Genomic DNA, 16,250 nt, shown 5'->3' with positions numbered 1-16,250 from the left:
GGCCGCACTCACCTGGCGCCAAGCCGACGACACCCTCTGGGTGGCGACCATCGACGAGGAGTACGCCGGCATCGCCGAGCTCGAAAACGGACGATTCCGCGTGCTCGACGGCCGTTCGCGCCCCGTCGGCACAGCGCCCAGCATCGCCGAGGCGGAGACACTCCTCCGGCGCACCCCGACCCACCGCGTTCCCCGCGGTGTTCACAGACGTCCGCGCCGATTCGCGCGCGGCGACCGGAGCCGACCTCTCGGCTCCCGAAGAATGAAGGAAGAAAAGATGCCCACTGGCACCGTCAAATGGTTCAACTCGGAAAAGGGCTACGGCTTCATCGCCCCGGATGACGGCAGCGCCGACGTCTTCGCCCACTACAGCGAAATCGCCTCCAACGGCGGTTACCGCAACCTCGACGAGAACCAGAAGGTCGAGTACGACCTCGCACAGGGACCGAAGGGTCCCCAGGCCGCGAACATCCGCCAGGCCTGATGGTTCCGGTGCCCGGCCGCAAGGCCGGGCACCGACTCCCCCTGACCACACCGGCGACACCCAGGAACCGCGCCTACGCTTGCGGCATCTCGGGCGATCTGCCCACATCCTCGGCTGGGAAGTCGTCGCACCAGCGGAGGAAAGAATGACCGCATCCATTCTCGGGCCCGTGCTGAAGACCCGGCAGCGGGACGAATCACGGCCACCCGTCACGAGCACGTACAACGAACTGCTCGGCCGTGTCCGTGGCGAAGGGCTCCTCGAGCGCCGCCGCGGCTTCTACATCACGATGTTCTCCATCCTGTGCGTCGGGCTGCTCGGCGCCGTCGCCGGCTTCATCCTGCTGGGCGACTCCTGGTTCCAGCTCCTCATCGCTGCGGCGCTCGGCCTGATCTTCACCCAGTTCGCCTTCCTCGGCCACGAGGCCTCCCACCGTCAGGTGTTCGCCTCCGGCCCCCGCAACGACCGCGCGGGCCGCCTCATCGCCACCTGGCTGGTCGGCATGAGCTACCAGTGGTGGATGACGAAGCACACGCGCCACCACGCGAACCCGAACACCGAGGGCAAAGACCCCGACATCGCGTTCGACACGATCTCCTTCACGACCACGGACGCCGCACGACAGCGCGGCCTCCTCGCCGTCATCACCCGGCGCCAGGGCTACCTCTTCTTCCCGCTGCTCCTCCTGGAGGGCGTGAACCTCCACGTCACGTCGATCCGCTCGCTGCTGGCCCGCGGCCCGGTCGAGCGCCGGAAGAGCGAGTTGGTGGCGATCGCGCTGCGGCTCTCGATCTACTTCACGATCGTGTTCCTGATGCTGCCGCTCGGGATGGCGTTCGCGTTCCTCGGCGTGCAGCTCGCGGTCTTCGGCGTCTACATGGGCGCGTCGTTCGCTCCCAACCACAAGGGCATGCCGCTGCTCCCTGCCGGCTCCCGGGTCGACTTCCTCAGCAAGCAGGTACTGACCTCCCGCAACATCCGCGGCGGCTGGCAGATGAGCGTACTGATGGGCGGTCTCAACCACCAGATCGAGCACCACCTCTTCCCGAACATGCCGCGCCCCCACCTGCGCCGCGCCCGCGAACTCGTCCGCGAGCACTGCGCCGCCCACGACATCCCGTACACCGAGACGGGCCTGGTGAACTCCTACGGCATCGTCATCCGCTACCTCAACCGGGTCGGCCTCGCCGCCCGCGACCCGTTCGACTGCCCGGCGGCCAACCAGTACCGCCGAGCGTAAGCCTCCTACCCTCCCGGCGCCGGATGTCAAGCGGCTATGGACCGCTGTGTGAGAGGACGCTGAGGCTGTAGAAGTCCTGGTTCACGCGGAAATCGAGCGTTCGCTCCAGCCCACCTGGCAATCGGCTCCGTCAAATGGCCTTTCTCCAGCCGAGTGGGCCAGACTGGGCAGGCACCTCCGGTTGACGTGAAGCCTCGCTTGGCACCCGATTCTTTGCCCCCCTTCCGGACTAACCGAAGGAGGGCAACATCATGGGCTACCTCAGCTACGAAAACACCGAGCACCAGTTCGACGACCGAACCCTCGCTCACCTGCACATCGTCATCGTCAACAAGCTCCGGCAGGGCCAGAGCTTCGCCATGTCCTGGAAGGACGCCGCCGCCGTGGGCGGTGGACGCACCAGCATCTGGCTGCACCCGTCCAGCAACCTGCGCTTCCACTTCGACGGCTCCCGCACCCCCGCGCTCAACGGCGACTGGCTCCAGCAGCTCGCGGACTCCGCCGAGAGCTCGCGCGGACTGATCATCGAATCCGAGGAACGAGCACCGTTGCGGGCGCTGCAGACGGCGTGAGCCGAGCGCGGGCGCGCCGCGCCTCGACGTGTGGCACGATGCCGGTGTGCCGTCACCGCAGACCCTGAGCCTCGCCGATCGGCGGCTGGTGGCCGCCTGGGCGGCCGACTGCGCCTCGCGGGTGCTCGTGCTGTTCGAGGCAGAGGCACCGGAGGATCCGAGGCCCCGCGACGCGATGCCCTCGGTGAGGACAGCGCGGGTCCCCTCGGGCCAGGGCTGCTCACGACGGGCGCGCTCGGGGTCGCCATCCGGAGGATTCAGGCGCAGCTGTGATCCGAGTCGGAGAGCGTGACTCACCAGCAGCGCCGGCGTGAGAGTGGTGAGGGCGGCGCCCCCACGCCGCCCTCCGATGCGTTCCCGTCACTGTGAACCGGTTCCCCCGCGGCTCACGACGTCGATAACGCAACACCAACATACCAAAATCCCTGTCAGCGCTGATCACAGAGTAGAGGGCCATGCGGCCGTCGTCAATCAGCGCGCCCGGTCGTCCGTTCCGACCGTCTGGTTTTCCGCTGGGCATCCCCGGCCGCGCTATCCTTCACCGAAGCAGAACACGCTGCTGTCGAGGAAGGTTCGTCGGATGGCAGAACGCGCTCGGCAAGCGAACGAGACCCGGGAAGCCATCCTCGACGCCGCCGCCGCCGAGTTCGCCCGCTACGGTTTCAGCGGGGCCCGGCTGGACCGGATCATCGCCGCGACCGGCTTCACGAAGGGAGCCGTCTACTTCCATTTCGCGTCGAAGAAGGCGATGGCGGATGCGGTGCTCTCCGGGCGGTTCGACGCGTGGCCGGCGCTCGTTCAGGACGTCCGGGACCACGGCGGCCGCGGCCTCTCCGGCATGCGGCTCCTCGCCTGGCGGGTGACGCGGACCATGGCGACCAACATCCGCACCCGCGCCGCCATGCGGCTCAGCCAGGAGCTCCGGCTCGTCCCGCAGGGCGTCAACCCGTACGACGTCTGGGTCCAGCGCTTCATCCCGTTCCTGGACGAAGCGGTGGACGACGGCGACGCGCCGGACTCCCTCGATCGCGCCCGAGCGGCCAAGACGATCGTCAACTGCTTGTTCGGTGTGCTGTCGGTGGCCATCGACTCGGGAACGGAGGACCAGGTCGACGCCGAGCTCGAGGCGCTCTGGAGACTCGTCACGCCCGGTCTGCGTACCGGAGGGGCGGGGTAGGCAGGGGTGCTGGAAACGGAGCAGACTTTTTTCCCTGCTGGCTAAGCGCGGGACGAGCCGATCGCGCTCAGACCGCCCCAGCTGCGGGCGTACGGGAAGAATCGCGCGTCGAAGAGCACCGGCGACATGGCTTTGAACGACGCGTTCTTGATGACGGCCGTCTTGCCGGAATCGCCTTTCGTGTCACTGAGTGCGAAGTCCTCGATTTCGAGCCTCCCTACGCGAACTTCCCAGATCCACGCCGTACGGCCCCGATTCTTCGTGCCTTTCTCGTATTCGCCGTTGGGTCCGCCAAGCGCGTAACGGAACGTGAGGTACACCCCAGGCTTCGGGAGGTGCCCCTTCGGCGTATTGCTCTCCAACGCGGTCTTCACCTCTAGGTCCGGCAGGTCGTCGCGCTGTGGAACGAGATCCGGGAACGCGTGCGGACGGTTGCGGAGGTACAACCCCGCGGAGGCTTCCGCGATGCCGGCTCCCACCAAGTTGCCGATCATGGAGGAGAGGTTCGCGAGCTCGACCAGCCCGCTCATCGGCGCAGAGCCCCGCGCCACCAGCTCGGCGTCGATGAGGTCGAGCGTGTCATAGGTGTATTCGACCGCGCTGCGGATGGCCGCGATATCGAGGCCTGTCAGCTCGAACAGTTCGTCGGCATTGCGACCGACAGAACTCGAGAGCCGTCGCGGGGACAACGCCGTCTCGTTCGACGAGACGCCCTCCTCGCGCGCCTCCGCCAGTGCGATGAGCGCCCCGAGACTCAGGTCGAGCGCCTTGGCGAGTTTCGCCGCGCTTTCGATGGTCAGCCCCCGCTCGCCGCGTTCGATCAGCCCGAGCGATGTGCGATGGAGGCCGGCGATGTCGGCGAGATCCTCTAGAGTCAATCCGGCTTCGCGCCGAAGGCGGGCGATGACGGCGATGAGGGCGGCAGTCGGGTCATCGGGAAGCGGTGTGTCAGGCACGCTCTCGACAATGGCCGAGCATAGGCTGAAATTCCACGAGACTATAGTCTCCACCGGAGGTGGCGTGTACAAGGTGATGGACCTGTTCTGCGGAACAGGCGGCTTCTCGAAGGGTTTCGAGAATGCCGGAGGGTTCGAGGTCGTTCACGGGATCGACGTCCTGCCGACGTCCGTGGAGACTTTTCGCGCGAACCACGCGAACGCTTTCGGCATCGCGGGCGACATCCGGAAGGTTCGCCGGTCCGAGGTGGCCGAGGCGACCGGCCTGAAGCGCGGCGACGTCGACGTGATCATCGGCGGACCGCCCTGCCAGGGATTCTCGTCGATCCGCCCGTTCCGGTCGTCCGAGGACGACGACCCGCGCAATTCGTTGTTCGAAGAGTTCGCGTCGTACGTGAACTTCTTCCGCCCGAAAGCTCTCGTCCTGGAGAACGTCGTCGGCCTCGCCACGTACGAGAAAGGCCACACGATCGAGCGCATCCTCGAGACGTTCTCCGAGCTGGGTTACGAGTGCGACTGGCGCATCCTCAACGCCTCGAACTACGGCGTGCCCCAGAAGCGGGAACGACTGATCCTGCTCGGGGTCGAACGAGGCGGCTCGATCGACTTCCCCCGCATCACCCACGCCACAATGGCACGGACGATCGGTCACAAAGACCGGACGCGCATGCACGCTCGACGTTCACTCGCCCCGACGCTCCTCGACACCGAGACCGCGACCTCCCTCCCGAGTGCGGTGACCGTGCGAGAGGCCATCGACGACCTGCCGATCGTCCACAGTGGCGGAAGCGCCGAAAAGTATTCGGCGGACCCCCGGACGGAGTTCCAGCGCGCCCGACGCGCCAATGCCGGGGACGAGCTCACCCTCCATGCGTCGACGAAGCACTCGGCGAAGATGATGGAGATCATCCGCCACTCCGGCGACAACATCTCCTCCATCCCGCCTCACCTCATCACGAGCGGCTTCTCCTCCTGCTACTCGCGACTGCGAGGCGACGAGCCGGCGGTCACGATCACGGTGAACTTCGTCCACCCCGCGTCGAACAAGTGCATTCATCCGGACTTGGATCGCGCACTCACCCCGCGGGAGGGGGCGCGCTTGCAGTCGTATGACGACGACTTCGTGTTCACGGGGAGCCGTGCGCAGATCGTGAAGCAGATCGGGAACGCGGTGCCTCCGTTGCTGGGGCGGGCGATCGCGGGGAGTGTTCTCGAGGCCTTGGGGGCGTAGGGTGGGCGCAAGCTCAACCGTGCCATAACGCTGATTGGCCTGTGGGCAGATTGCCCCTTCCGAAGGCGACTTCCGTTGGCGTTGAATGGCGCCTGTGTTCGATTGGGTTCTGGTCGCCGACCTCGGCACCGCTGTGGGAACCACCGCGCTGGCGGCCGCGACCTTCGCCTCGACGCGCTCCGCCAACCGGTCCGCCCGGGTCGCCGAACGGGCGCTCCTGGAGGGAATCCGCCCCATCCTGCTTCCCTCCAACTGGTCCGACCCACCCCAGAAGGTGCGGTTCGCGGACGGCAGGTGGTTGACAGCTCTGGGCGGTCGGGCGGCCCTGGAGATCACCGATGAGGCCGTCTACCTCGTGATGTCCGTGCGAAACGCAGGGGCCGGCGTCGCGATCCTGCACGGCTGGTCCCTCACCGCGGACGCACGGGCGCCGCTACCCCCGGTCGACGAGTTCCACCGACTCACCCGCGACATCTACGTGCCGACGAACGACCCGGGGTTCTGCCAGGTGGCCATCCGCGAACCGGGGTCGACCGATTTCGAGGTGGCACGCTCCGGGGCCGCGGGAGAGGGGTTCTGCGTCGACGTGCTCTACGGGGATGCCGAGGGCTCGCAACGCGTGGTCTCCCGGTTCTTCATCTCGCACGGGCCGCCAGGGCATGGTGACCACGATCAGGAGTGGATCATCGTCGTCTCGCGCCACTGGAACCTCGACCTTCCCGACCCCCGCTGAGTACGAATCGAGAATTACTGGTAGCACCACTACCGGTAGTGCTACTATCAGCGCGTGCTCATCTCCGAACTCTCCGACCGAACCGGCACTCCCGCCGCCACCATCAAGTACTACGTGCGCGAAGGCCTGCTGCCCGCGGGCGATCGCGTCGGCGGCAACCGCACGGAGTACACCGACGAGCACGAGCGCAGGCTGAAGCTGATCCGGGCGATGCTGGAGGTCGGCAAGCTCTCCATCGCCGCCGTGCGCACCGTGCTCGACGCCCTCGACGAGCCCGGCGCCCCGGTCGTCCACGCGTTCGACGTCGCCCAGCAGGCGGTGTCCCGTTCGGCTGTGCCCGACGTCGCCCCGCCGAGCGTCCCCGCGCTCGACCGGGTCGATGCGCTCATCGCCCGCGCCGGCTGGGCCGACTGCGACGACAACATCGGCCGTGGCATCGCCGCCCAGGTGATCGACGCGTTCGACAACGCCGGCTTCCCGCTGCCCGACGCCTACCTCGACGGCTACGCGGCCGCCGCGCGGCTGCAGGCCGAAGCCGACCTCGACACTGTCGGCACCCTCCCCGACCCCGCGCGCATGACCGAGCTCGTCGTCGTCGGCACCGTGCTCGGGGACACCCTCGCTCTCGGACTGCGCCGCATGGCGCAGGCCGTCGTCACGAATGAGAGAAGAACACTATGAAGACCGTCTTCGCGTGGCACCGTCCCCTCATGACGGTCGCCGCGCTGATGCTCGTGAGCACCATCGTCTGCCTCGTCGGCCTCCTCGTCGATCCCCGCCAGGTCACCGGCCTCGACGCCTGGACCAAACCCCTCAAGTTCTCGATCTCGATCCTGCTCTACAGCGTCACCTGGGCCTGGCTCATCGCCCACCTCCCCCGCTGGCGGCGCACCGCGCATGTCGCCGGGACCGTGGTCGCCGTCGCGCTCGTCGTGGAACAGGCCCTCATCCTCGGCGCCGCCGCGGCCGGGACGACCAGCCACTTCAACGTCTCCACCCCGCTCGCCACCGGCATCTGGACGACGATGGCCGTGTCGATCACGGTCCTCTACGTCTGCACATTCCTGACCACCGTCGCCGTGTTCTTCCTGCGCCTCCCGACGCGTTCGACCACCATCGCCGTGCGGGCAGGCGCAGTGATCGCCTTGGTCGGGATGGGCCTCGCCTACCTGATGACCAGCCCGACCTCGCAACAGCTCCACGACTTCCAGGGCATCGCCGGAGCCCACACCGTCGGCATCCCCGACGGCGGCCCCGGCCTCCCGCTGCTCGGATGGAGCACCGTCGCCGGAGACCTGCGCATCCCCCACTTCGTCGGCATGCACGCCCTCCAGCTGCTGCCCCTCTTCGCGATCCTGCTCGGCTGGGCCGGCCGGCACTGGCGACCTCTCGCCGACGACCGCGTTCGGCTGCGGCTCGTCATCGTCGCGACGGTCGTCTACGCCGGCACGGTCGCGCTGGTGACGTTCCAGGCGCTCGCCGGTCAGTCGATCGTGCGGCCGGGCGGCGTGTTCCTCTGGGGCGGCTGGGCGCTGGCGATCGGCGGAGTGCTCTCCGCCGTGCTGGTGCTCGTCACCGGGCGGAGGGCGCGCCCGCACCCCGATGACCGACCCGCGCTCGAACCCGACCCGGTCGGAGCCGGCCGATGACCGGGCGCTGGAACGGCCGCGCGACCGTGTACCTCGTCCTGGCGCTCGTCGGACTGATCGGAACCTGGACCTTCAACGTGCTCGCGATCGCCACCCATCGCGACTACGTGGGCGACTGGATCGGCAGCGGGCCGGCTGTCCTGTCCCTCACCGTCGACGTCCTGGTCGCCGCGACGGCCTCCGCCGTCTTCATGGTGATCGAATCGCGCCGCATCGGCATGCGACGCGTCTGGGTCTACATCGTGCTGATCCCGCTGGTCGCCCTCGCCTTCGCGCTGCCGCTGTTCCTGGCGATGCGGGAGCGGGAGCTTGCGAGTTGGGTGCCTCAGAACTCAAAAACCCCCGAAATCACTGGGATTCCGGGGGTTCCGATCGGCGGAGACGGAGGGATTTGAACCCTATATCTTTACATCTCCAGGCCCGCCAGATTGAGGGAAATCCCCGACCAGCATCGATTAACGCGCTCATTGAGATCACATGAATAGCACCGTTATCTCGCTATATTGTGGGCAAACTGTGGGCAAATTCGCTAACGCTGGGACAGACGTCGCGCGAGCGCATCGACTCACCGGAAGTACGGGATCGGCGTGAACCTGGACACCGGGCGGCGCTAAGCGATCGGCGCAGCGCGAGGGCCGCGGCGATCACGGGCGATCAGGCGTGCAGGCACGTTGCTTCAAGCCGGTCGGGTCGATCAGTCAGAGAAGCGAGCCCGGACCACGGCGGACTGGTCGTCGTCCAGTTCCTAAGAGGCGCAGTGCAGATGCTTGGAGCATTCCTCGCGCAGGAAGGCGCGGATTTTCTGGGCAGACACGTCCAGCTTGCCACTCTGGCCCACACGTCAGCCTTAGTCAGCACGTCAGCCTTAGTCAGGAGGCCAGTTCAGGCGCTTTCGCCGCAGACCATTTGCAGAGACCGAGAACACAAACGGGCCCTGAACGGTAGCAAGGCGATGGATCGCCTTTTCGTGCGCGAGGCAGATATCACCCATCTGTTCCGCGGTGAGGTCTCCGCGCGCGAATGTCACGACGCGTGCATCGTTGAGGTAGATGCAACTAGCCTCTAGCGGCACGGTCGCGATCCGGTGATCTTTGGCAAGGAGCACGAATCCGAGTCGAGTGCCCTCGGCGATCCATTCCTCGTCCAGCATCCGCTGTGCACGCGAATCTCCGAATTGATCAGCGAGCGTGGTCGCCTCCCAGCCAGCTTCCCGTAAACGAGCCAGTAGCTTTCGCTGGCCCAACGAACGGTCAAGCAGGAATCGGGCAACCACCTTTGTCACTTCAGGCCGCCTGGATAATTAGCGACCTGAGTTCACGAGATTCGAGGCCGAAATCCTCGCTGACCTCCGCTGGATCTTCTCCGGCCCGGATGCGACTGAGTACGTCATCGACGCGCACCCCGAGCCTGTCGATGGTCGGCTGTCCCGAGTTGCGCCGCGGATCCACAATCACATCCACCACCTCGAAAGTGGGCAGGTGGATCAAGCTGACATATCCGTCCTCGTAACGAATGCTCTTGAGGAACTCGGCTACGACCTCTTTGAACATCCCCTGATGGTTGCGGACGACGACCAGGTCGTCATCCCCGTTGCGAATCAGTATCTCGGCACCATCCGTCATCAACCGTTGACTCAGGAGCGCGTTCTCCAAGCCAATTTCGTTCCGAAGCACCGTTATTGCCGGACGGATTCTCGCCATGGGGAGTCCGACCCGCCGGAACGACTCGATGATGAAGCCCTCGGCCAGAGCATTGAACGGTACGGTGACGCCTCTACCCGCCTCCACGCCAGTAAGTAGGGGTGCGCTTTCACCCCACTCACCCTCGGTCCGTTGCCTGAACTTGTGTCCATGCGCCCATCGGGCGAACGAGGTCGATGGAGCCTGAATGATGCGGGCGGCTTCACTCTGCGAGTAGATCGGGCTCGTGTACGCCAGATCCGAATCCGACGGTGTTTGCATGCAAACAGACTAACGTCCTCTCTTCCGCGGCGCCATCCCGCACAACATCGAAAGACCGAGATGGGGAGCTAGAACAGACTCGCGGCACGGAGCAGCTCGCCGTTCGCCACCGGGTGTACGCCAGCGAGTCTCTGGACGTTCGACGCTCCAGGGGTTGTGGGAGCTCGTCGACGAGCACGTTGAAGACGCGGAGCTCGACCCGCGCATCTGCGTCTCGCGCGTCTCGCCCCCGCTACGACACTTGGCGAGATTTAACGCAAAACGGAGGCAAGAAGTGAAGGTACGAAGAAGGAAGAAAGGGAATTACGAAATGAGGAAGTGAAACGGGAGCTACCCAAAGCAAGGAGTAGACAAAGAAGGAATGACGACGAACACGAGGGAAAGGCCAGCACGCTCTTCTCGTCTTCCTACTCGCTTACACCGGGCTGCGCTGGGGTGAAGCGATCGGATTGCGAACCCGCGATGTCGACCTGCGCCGCCGACGAATCACGGTGACAGTGAATGCCGTCGAGGTCGCCGGGGTCATCGAGATCGGAACGCCAAAGACGCACAAGCGACGCGACGTTCCCTATCCCCCGTTCCTTTCCGAGCTGATGGCCGAACAGATTGCAGGCAAAGGTCGAGACGATCTCGTGTTCAGCGACGCCTACGGGCAACACCTTCGACGCACACGAGTCAGCGGCGGCTCACGCAGCTGGTTCAAGACTGCGCTGCGAGAGGCGGAACTCGAGCCGATGACGCTTCACGACCTCCGCCATACAGCCGCTTCCCTTGCCATTAGCTCGGGTGCCAACGTAAAGGCGGTCCAGCGGATGCTCGGGCACGCGTCCGCTGCGATGACCCTCGATCTGTACGCCGACCTCTTCGACGACGACCTCGACGACGTCGCGATGCGCCTTCACGCGGCCGTCGAAGCGTCGGATGCGGGCAAGACCTGGACAAGCCTGCCGCCACCGAATCAGCCTGGTCCGTTCAGCGATGAACTGCGATCGTCCTGAGCCTTGTTCGCGGTGTTCTGCTCCTGCACCCAGCGGCGAATCTGGGCGATGGCCCACCTGTTGCGGTTTGCCACGGACTCGATCGAACCCTCTTGAGCGGAAAACGCTACTAGAGGTGTGAACACTCGGATTCCAGAACGCGTGCGCCACCGAACGAAGACGTGGAAGTCGGTTACCCGCTCGATCCTCGCCAGCGGAATCCGACGTGACCAAATCGCCCCTGTCGCCACGAGGACAGCTCTGTCCCGGCGAACCCCCATGAAGAACATCCACCGGATGACGACATACGCGCAGGCCAGAAAGACAATGATCGCGAGGTCCCATCCCGACCCGATCGGGCTGGCCAACCATGCGGCGACTGCACTTCCCGTGAGTAGCCCGCATGGAAGCAGAATCACTACTCGGACCAGCCAGTTGGGGCGCAAACGGTCGGTGTTTTCGTGTCCCTCGACATTCGGAAAGTCCGCACTGTCGCTTACCTGCGGATCTGTCACAGGCCGAACCTTACCAGTAAGGATCGCCGGGCCGAGCCGTAGCCAAACTCAGTCGCAGAGCTTGCTGCCGTGAGCTGAGCTCGTCACGCGGCAGTCTCCGAAGCAGGTGTGGGCAAAATGTGGGCAAGCCCACCGCCCACCAACTGAAAAGCCCCCGAAATCATTGGGATTCCGGGGGTTTCGATCGGCGGAGACGGAGGGATTTGAACCCTCGGTCCCCTTACGAGGACTCCACCTTAGCAGGGTGGTGCACTAGGCCTGACTATGCGACGTCTCCTGAGCGTCCGCGGGCGGACGCACGACAGCCATCATAACGGACGTTGCGGGCGCGGCCGGACACGCCGCTCTCAGGCGCCGGCGCCCGGGAGCTGGTGGATGGTCTGGAGGAGCACCGACGTCAGGATGAGCGTGGCGGCGACTCCGGCGGCGATCGTGACGACCACTACCGCGATCGTGGCCCAGAGGACTCCCATCCCTCTGCCTCCCGCGACGCGGCGCACGATCACCGCGCGGCCGATCGTGTAGACGGGCCACGCCAGGAAGGACCAGGCCCAGTGGAAGGGGCGGTCGACGCCGCGGCGGTCCAATGCCCGGTAGTCGAGCCAGCTGAAGACGATCGACAGGGCGAAGACCACCCAGCCGAGGATGCTGCTGAGGAGGTAGCCGGGCGACGTCAACATCGCGAGGTTCGCACCGGCCGGATTCGCGGCGCCGCGCGCCGCGAACTCGGTGAGCGAGCGGGTGAGGTCGCCGATCGTGACCAGCGACACAAGGGTGCTCGCCAGCGGCAGCAGCACCACCAGCCAGACCCACGGCGTGGAGACCGGGGTCTCCTGGGGCAGCGGGCGGCGCTCCGAGGCGTAATACACGTTCGGCGCGGCGGGCGGGTTCCCGCTCACCGCCGCCTCCCACTTGGTGCCGTCCCACCAGCGCAGCGGCGCCTCGCCGAACGGGTCCGGATACCAGCCGGGTCCGAGGCGGCGGCTCACCTCGCCCGCGTCACCGTCCACCATTCAGAAGTACCCCACGATCTCGTCCACCGCTTTCCGCGCGTCCCCGAACAGCATCCTCGCGTTCTCGCGGTAGAACAACGGGTTGGGCACGCCCGCGTAGCCGGCGGCCATCGAGCGCTTGAAGACGACGACCTGGCGCGCCTCCCACACCCGCAGCACCGGCATGCCGGCGATGGGGCTGCCCGGATCCTCGGCGGCGGCCGGATTGACCGTGTCGTTGGCGCCGATCACGAGCACCACGTCGGTGTCACGCAGCTCGTCGTTGATCTCGTCCATCTCGAGCACGATGTCGTACGGGACGCGGGCCTCCGCCAGCAGCACGTTCATGTGGCCGGGCAACCTCCCGGCGACGGGGTGGATGCCGAACCGGACCGTGACGCCGCGGTCGCGGAGTTTCTGGACGAGCTCGGCGACGGGATACTGCGCCTGGGCGACGGCCATCCCGTAGCCCGGCGTGATGACGACAGTGGTGGCGTTCTGCAGCAGCTCGGCGGTCTGTTCGGCGGAGACTTCCTGGTACTCGCCCTGCTCCTCGACCGCCGCGGACGGGGCCTCGATCCCGAACCCTCCGGCGATGACAGACAGGAACGAGCGGTTCATCGCCTTGCACATGATGTACGACAGGTACGCACCGGAGGAGCCGACGAGGGCGCCGGTGACGATCAGCAGGTCGTTGTCGAGGAGGAAGCCGGAGGCGGCTGCGGCCCAGCCGGAGTAGCTGTTCAGCATCGACACCACGACCGGCATGTCGCCGCCGCCGATCGACGCGACGAGATGGACGCCGAGGGCGAGGGCGATCAGGGTGACGACGGCCAGCAGCCACAGCTCGGGGGTGATCACGTACCAGACGGTCAGCGCCACGAACACGGCGAGCGCGCCGATGTTCAGCGCGTTCTTGCCGGGCAGCACGAGGGGGCGCGACGAGATGCGCGCGGAGAGCTTCAGGTAGGCGACGATCGACCCGGTGAACGTCACGGCGCCGATGAAGATGCCGATCACGACCTCCGCGTTGTGCACGCCGCGCAGCGAGCCGGACAGCTCGGGGTGCGAGAGGTGGCCGGTCCAGCCGACGAGCACGGCGGCGAGGCCGACGAAGCTGTGCAGGAGGGCGATCAGCTGCGGCATGCCGGTCATCTGCACGACTCGCGCGCGCCACAGACCGATCGCGGCGCCGACCACCATGGCGACGATCAGCAGGACGATGGAGGACGCGGGCAGCACGAGGAACCCGATGGTCGCGACGAGCGCGATCCCCATCCCGACCATGCCGTAGACGACGCCGCCGCGGGCGGTCTCGTGCCGCGACAGGCCGGCGAGGCTCATGATGAAGAGGACGGCCGCGACCAGGTAGGCGGCGTCCGCGACGCTGAGGCTCACCGGTTCGCCCCGTTGCGTCCGGAGGCCTTGCGACCGGAACCCCGGCCGCTACCGCCGGGCCCGCCGCCGCCGACCGCGTCGCTCCGCGTGAACATCGCCAGCATCCGCCGCGTCACCGCGAACCCGCCGAACACGTTGATGGAGGCCACCAGCACCGCGATCGCGGCGAGCGCCTGCACGAGCGGGTCGTGCGACGTGAGCTGCACGATCGCGCCGACGACGATGATGCCCGAGATGGCGTTGGTCACGCTCATCAGCGGCGTGTGCAGCGCGTGGTGGACGTTGCCGATCACGTAGAACCCGATGACGGTCGCGAGCACGAGCACGGTGAAGTGTTGCGGCAGCGGGGGTGGGGCCAGCGCCGCCAGCGCGAGCAGGACGGCGAGGCCGACAGCGGTCAGCACCGCCTTGCGCACCGGCGTCAGCCACGGCTCCTTCGGCGCGGGCACGGCGATCGGTGCGGCGGCGGCGGGAGGCGGCGCCGCGGAGACGGTCACAGGAGGCGGCGGCCAGGTGGTCTCGCCGTCGCGCACGACGGTCACCGACCGCTGGACGACGTCGTCGAAGTCGAGGACGAGCCTCCCGTCCGCGCCGGGCGTGAGGAGGGTGAGGAGGCTGACCAGGTTGTTGCCGTAGAGCTGCGACGACTGGGTCGGCAGCCGGGACGGGAGGTCGGTGTAGCCGAGGACGATCACCCCGCCCGGCGTGACCACCCGCTCCCCCGCGACAGACCCGGCGACGTTCCCGCCCTGCGCGGCGGCCATGTCCACCACGACCGTGCCGGGCCGCATGCTCGCGACGTCCGCCTCGGTGAGCAGTTTCGGCGCGGGACGGCCCGGGATGAGCGCGGTCGTGATGACGATGTCGACGTCCCGCGCCTGCTCCGAGTAGATCTCGGCGGCGCGGCGGTCGTAGGCCTCGCTAGTCGCCTTGGCGTAGCCGTCGGTGGACTGCATGGCGTCGTCGCCGGCGACCTCCACGGCCAGGTACTCGCCGCCGATCGACCGCACCTGGTCGGCGACCTCCGGCCGCGGGTCGGTGGCGCGGACGATCGCGCCCATGCTGGATGCGGCGCCGATCGCGGCGAGGCCGGCGACGCCCGCCCCGGCGACCAGCACCTTCGCGGGCGGGACCTTGCCCGCCGCGGTGACCTGCCCGGTGAAGAAGCGGCCGAACTCGTGGGCGGCCTCCACCACGGCCCGGTAGCCGGAGATGTTCGCCATCGAGCTGAGCACATCCATCGACTGCGCCCGGGAGATGCGCGGCACGGCGTCGAGGGCGAGCGCGGTGATCCCGCGCTGCGAGAGCGCGGCGAGGAGGTCGGGGCGCAAGCCGGGGCTGAGGGTCGCGATGAGGGTGGCGCCGTCGGAGAGGAGGGCGATCTCGTCGTCGGTCGGCGGGGCGACCTTGATCACGATGTCGGCGGCCCACGCGTCGGCCCGGGAGGTCACGGTCGCGCCGGCCGCGGCGAAGGCCTCATCCGTGAACGCGGCCTGGACGCCGGCGCCGGACTCCACGCGCACGTCGTACCCCAGGGAGACGAGCTTCTTCACGGAACTCGGGCTGGACGCGACCCGGCTCTCGCCCGGCCCCTCAGCGACGATGCCGACTACCGACACCTGGCCTCCCTCGGCTTTTGACGTGACACTAGCAGCCTCGTGCCTCCGGAAGGAGTTTCGGGGAGGACGCGCGCCCGAACTCCTGCCGAACGCCGTTCGGAAGGAGATCGGGACGTGTCTTCCTGCGCGCGCGTCAAGCGCGCGCCACCGCACCCCAGATCACACGAGCGAACAGCGGCCGCCACAGCGGCACGGCGAAGCCGGCCGCTCCCATCCCCTCCTCCGCCCACTCCCGGCTCCCCGCCGCCCCGCCCGGCCCGAACACCCGCACCGGCAGCCCGCGCGTCGCGAACACGTCCGCCAGCAGCAGCGCGCCTCCCGGCGCGAGCACCCGCCGGCACTCGGCCAGGCCGGCCGCCTTGTCCTCCCAATGGCTGAAGGAGGACGAGCTCACGACCAGGTCGAAAGCCCCGTCCCCGAACGGGAGCGCCTCCGCGGACGCCTGCAGCACCTTGGCGCGCGTGGAGGCCACCGCCTCCCGCACCATCCCCGCCGCCGGGTCGACCCCGGTGAGCCGCGCGTCCGGGCGCAGGCGGGCGAGCAACCGCAACAGCGCGCCGCTGCCGCACCCGACGTCCAGGATGCGCGGCTCGGGCGTCCCGTCGATGAGCGACACCGCCAGCACTCCGACGCGCCGCACGATCTCGCCGTGCAGGAACCCGCGCGGCCCGCGCTCGTACCCGGCCGCGCGCCTGCCGTAGGCGGCGATGTCGCGGTCGGGGTCGAAGGTCATGCGCGGCAGCTTA

The 16,250-nt window shown here is 67.5% G+C and carries 19 protein-coding genes and 1 tRNA gene; 11 read left to right on the top strand and 9 right to left on the bottom strand.

What is annotated here, in order from left to right:
• Positions 1–277: 277 nt before the first annotated feature.
• The 5 genes from ACFRFH_RS07720 (at position 278) to ACFRFH_RS07700 (ending at position 3,473) form a co-directional block, all read left to right on the top strand.
• On the top strand, positions 278–484 hold the full coding sequence (locus ACFRFH_RS07720; RefSeq protein ID WP_369961448.1) for a cold-shock protein: 207 nt from the start codon (positions 278–280) through the stop codon (positions 482–484).
• A 145-nt stretch (positions 485–629) separates the two neighbouring features.
• A complete protein-coding gene (locus ACFRFH_RS07715) occupies positions 630–1,724 on the top strand; it encodes a fatty acid desaturase family protein (protein WP_382462399.1) in 1,095 nt (364 codons plus the stop codon).
• Positions 1,725–1,975: 251 nt separating this feature from the next.
• Positions 1,976–2,296 (top strand): ATP-dependent DNA ligase, encoded by a 321-nt coding sequence (locus ACFRFH_RS07710; RefSeq protein ID WP_382462398.1) that lies wholly within the window; start codon positions 1,976–1,978, stop codon positions 2,294–2,296.
• Positions 2,297–2,324: 28 nt separating this feature from the next.
• Entirely contained in the window at positions 2,325–2,588 is a 264-nt protein-coding gene (locus tag ACFRFH_RS07705; protein WP_382462397.1) for a putative immunity protein, read from the top strand.
• A gap of 288 nt (positions 2,589–2,876) precedes the next feature.
• On the top strand, positions 2,877–3,473 hold the full coding sequence (locus ACFRFH_RS07700; RefSeq protein ID WP_382462396.1) for a TetR family transcriptional regulator: 597 nt from the start codon (positions 2,877–2,879) through the stop codon (positions 3,471–3,473).
• A 41-nt stretch (positions 3,474–3,514) separates the two neighbouring features.
• Here ACFRFH_RS07700 and ACFRFH_RS07695 read toward each other — a convergent pair whose 3' ends face one another.
• Positions 3,515–4,429: a helix-turn-helix domain-containing protein gene (locus ACFRFH_RS07695; RefSeq protein ID WP_382462395.1), complete on the bottom strand. Its 915-nt coding sequence runs from the start codon at positions 4,427–4,429 to the stop codon at positions 3,515–3,517.
• Here ACFRFH_RS07695 and ACFRFH_RS07690 point away from each other — a divergent pair.
• From ACFRFH_RS07690 to ACFRFH_RS07670, 5 genes are all read left to right on the top strand, one after another.
• Positions 4,377–5,660 (top strand): DNA cytosine methyltransferase, encoded by a 1,284-nt coding sequence (locus ACFRFH_RS07690; RefSeq protein WP_382462394.1) that lies wholly within the window; start codon positions 4,377–4,379, stop codon positions 5,658–5,660. The genes ACFRFH_RS07695 and ACFRFH_RS07690 overlap by 53 nt on opposite strands.
• Positions 5,661–5,754: 94 nt before the next feature.
• Complete coding sequence (locus ACFRFH_RS07685) at positions 5,755–6,393, top strand: hypothetical protein (RefSeq protein ID WP_382462393.1); 639 nt, start codon at positions 5,755–5,757, stop codon at positions 6,391–6,393.
• Between the two features lie 54 nt (positions 6,394–6,447).
• Positions 6,448–7,074: a MerR family transcriptional regulator gene (locus tag ACFRFH_RS07680; RefSeq protein ID WP_382462392.1), complete on the top strand. Its 627-nt coding sequence runs from the start codon at positions 6,448–6,450 to the stop codon at positions 7,072–7,074.
• Positions 7,071–8,042, top strand: coding sequence for a hypothetical protein (locus ACFRFH_RS07675; protein ID WP_382462391.1), 972 nt, complete (start codon positions 7,071–7,073; stop codon positions 8,040–8,042). The genes ACFRFH_RS07680 and ACFRFH_RS07675 overlap by 4 nt, the downstream gene beginning before the upstream one ends.
• Positions 8,039–8,437, top strand: a complete 399-nt coding sequence (locus ACFRFH_RS07670; protein ID WP_382462390.1) for a DUF2834 domain-containing protein — start codon at positions 8,039–8,041, stop codon at positions 8,435–8,437. Before ACFRFH_RS07675 ends, ACFRFH_RS07670 begins: the two co-directional genes overlap by 4 nt.
• A gap of 470 nt (positions 8,438–8,907) precedes the next feature.
• On the opposite strand, the gene ACFRFH_RS07665 is transcribed toward ACFRFH_RS07670, so the two are convergent.
• Entirely contained in the window at positions 8,908–9,324 is a 417-nt protein-coding gene (locus ACFRFH_RS07665; protein WP_382462389.1) for a hypothetical protein, read from the bottom strand.
• Between the two features lies 1 nt (position 9,325).
• Complete coding sequence (locus ACFRFH_RS07660; RefSeq protein ID WP_382462388.1) at positions 9,326–10,003, bottom strand: DUF433 domain-containing protein; 678 nt, start codon at positions 10,001–10,003, stop codon at positions 9,326–9,328.
• 449 nt (positions 10,004–10,452) lie between these two features.
• Between ACFRFH_RS07660 and ACFRFH_RS07655 the strand changes: the two genes are divergently transcribed.
• A complete protein-coding gene (locus ACFRFH_RS07655; protein ID WP_382462387.1) occupies positions 10,453–11,001 on the top strand; it encodes a tyrosine-type recombinase/integrase in 549 nt (182 codons plus the stop codon).
• On the opposite strand, the gene ACFRFH_RS07650 is transcribed toward ACFRFH_RS07655, so the two are convergent.
• The 6 genes from ACFRFH_RS07650 to ACFRFH_RS07625 form a co-directional block, all read right to left on the bottom strand.
• On the bottom strand, positions 10,962–11,495 hold the full coding sequence (locus ACFRFH_RS07650; protein WP_382462386.1) for a hypothetical protein: 534 nt from the start codon (positions 11,493–11,495) through the stop codon (positions 10,962–10,964). The genes ACFRFH_RS07655 and ACFRFH_RS07650 overlap by 40 nt on opposite strands.
• A 188-nt stretch (positions 11,496–11,683) precedes the next feature.
• A tRNA-Ser gene (locus ACFRFH_RS07645) sits at positions 11,684–11,772 on the bottom strand.
• Between the two features lie 70 nt (positions 11,773–11,842).
• Positions 11,843–12,508: a DUF2510 domain-containing protein gene (locus tag ACFRFH_RS07640; protein WP_382462385.1), complete on the bottom strand. Its 666-nt coding sequence runs from the start codon at positions 12,506–12,508 to the stop codon at positions 11,843–11,845.
• Positions 12,509–13,885, bottom strand: coding sequence for a Re/Si-specific NAD(P)(+) transhydrogenase subunit beta (gene pntB, locus ACFRFH_RS07635; protein ID WP_382462384.1), 1,377 nt, complete (start codon positions 13,883–13,885; stop codon positions 12,509–12,511).
• Positions 13,882–15,504, bottom strand: coding sequence for a Re/Si-specific NAD(P)(+) transhydrogenase subunit alpha (locus tag ACFRFH_RS07630; RefSeq protein ID WP_382462383.1), 1,623 nt, complete (start codon positions 15,502–15,504; stop codon positions 13,882–13,884). The genes pntB and ACFRFH_RS07630 overlap by 4 nt, the downstream gene beginning before the upstream one ends.
• 133 nt (positions 15,505–15,637) lie before the next feature.
• On the bottom strand, positions 15,638–16,237 hold the full coding sequence (locus ACFRFH_RS07625) for a class I SAM-dependent methyltransferase (RefSeq protein WP_382462382.1): 600 nt from the start codon (positions 16,235–16,237) through the stop codon (positions 15,638–15,640).
• Between the last annotated feature and the right edge of the window lie 13 nt (positions 16,238–16,250).

It is taken from the genome of Leifsonia sp. NPDC056824 (genome assembly GCF_042789575.1).
Taxonomy (GTDB): domain Bacteria; phylum Actinomycetota; class Actinomycetes; order Actinomycetales; family Microbacteriaceae; genus Leifsonia.
This window is presented reverse-complemented; position numbering and strand designations above follow the sequence as displayed.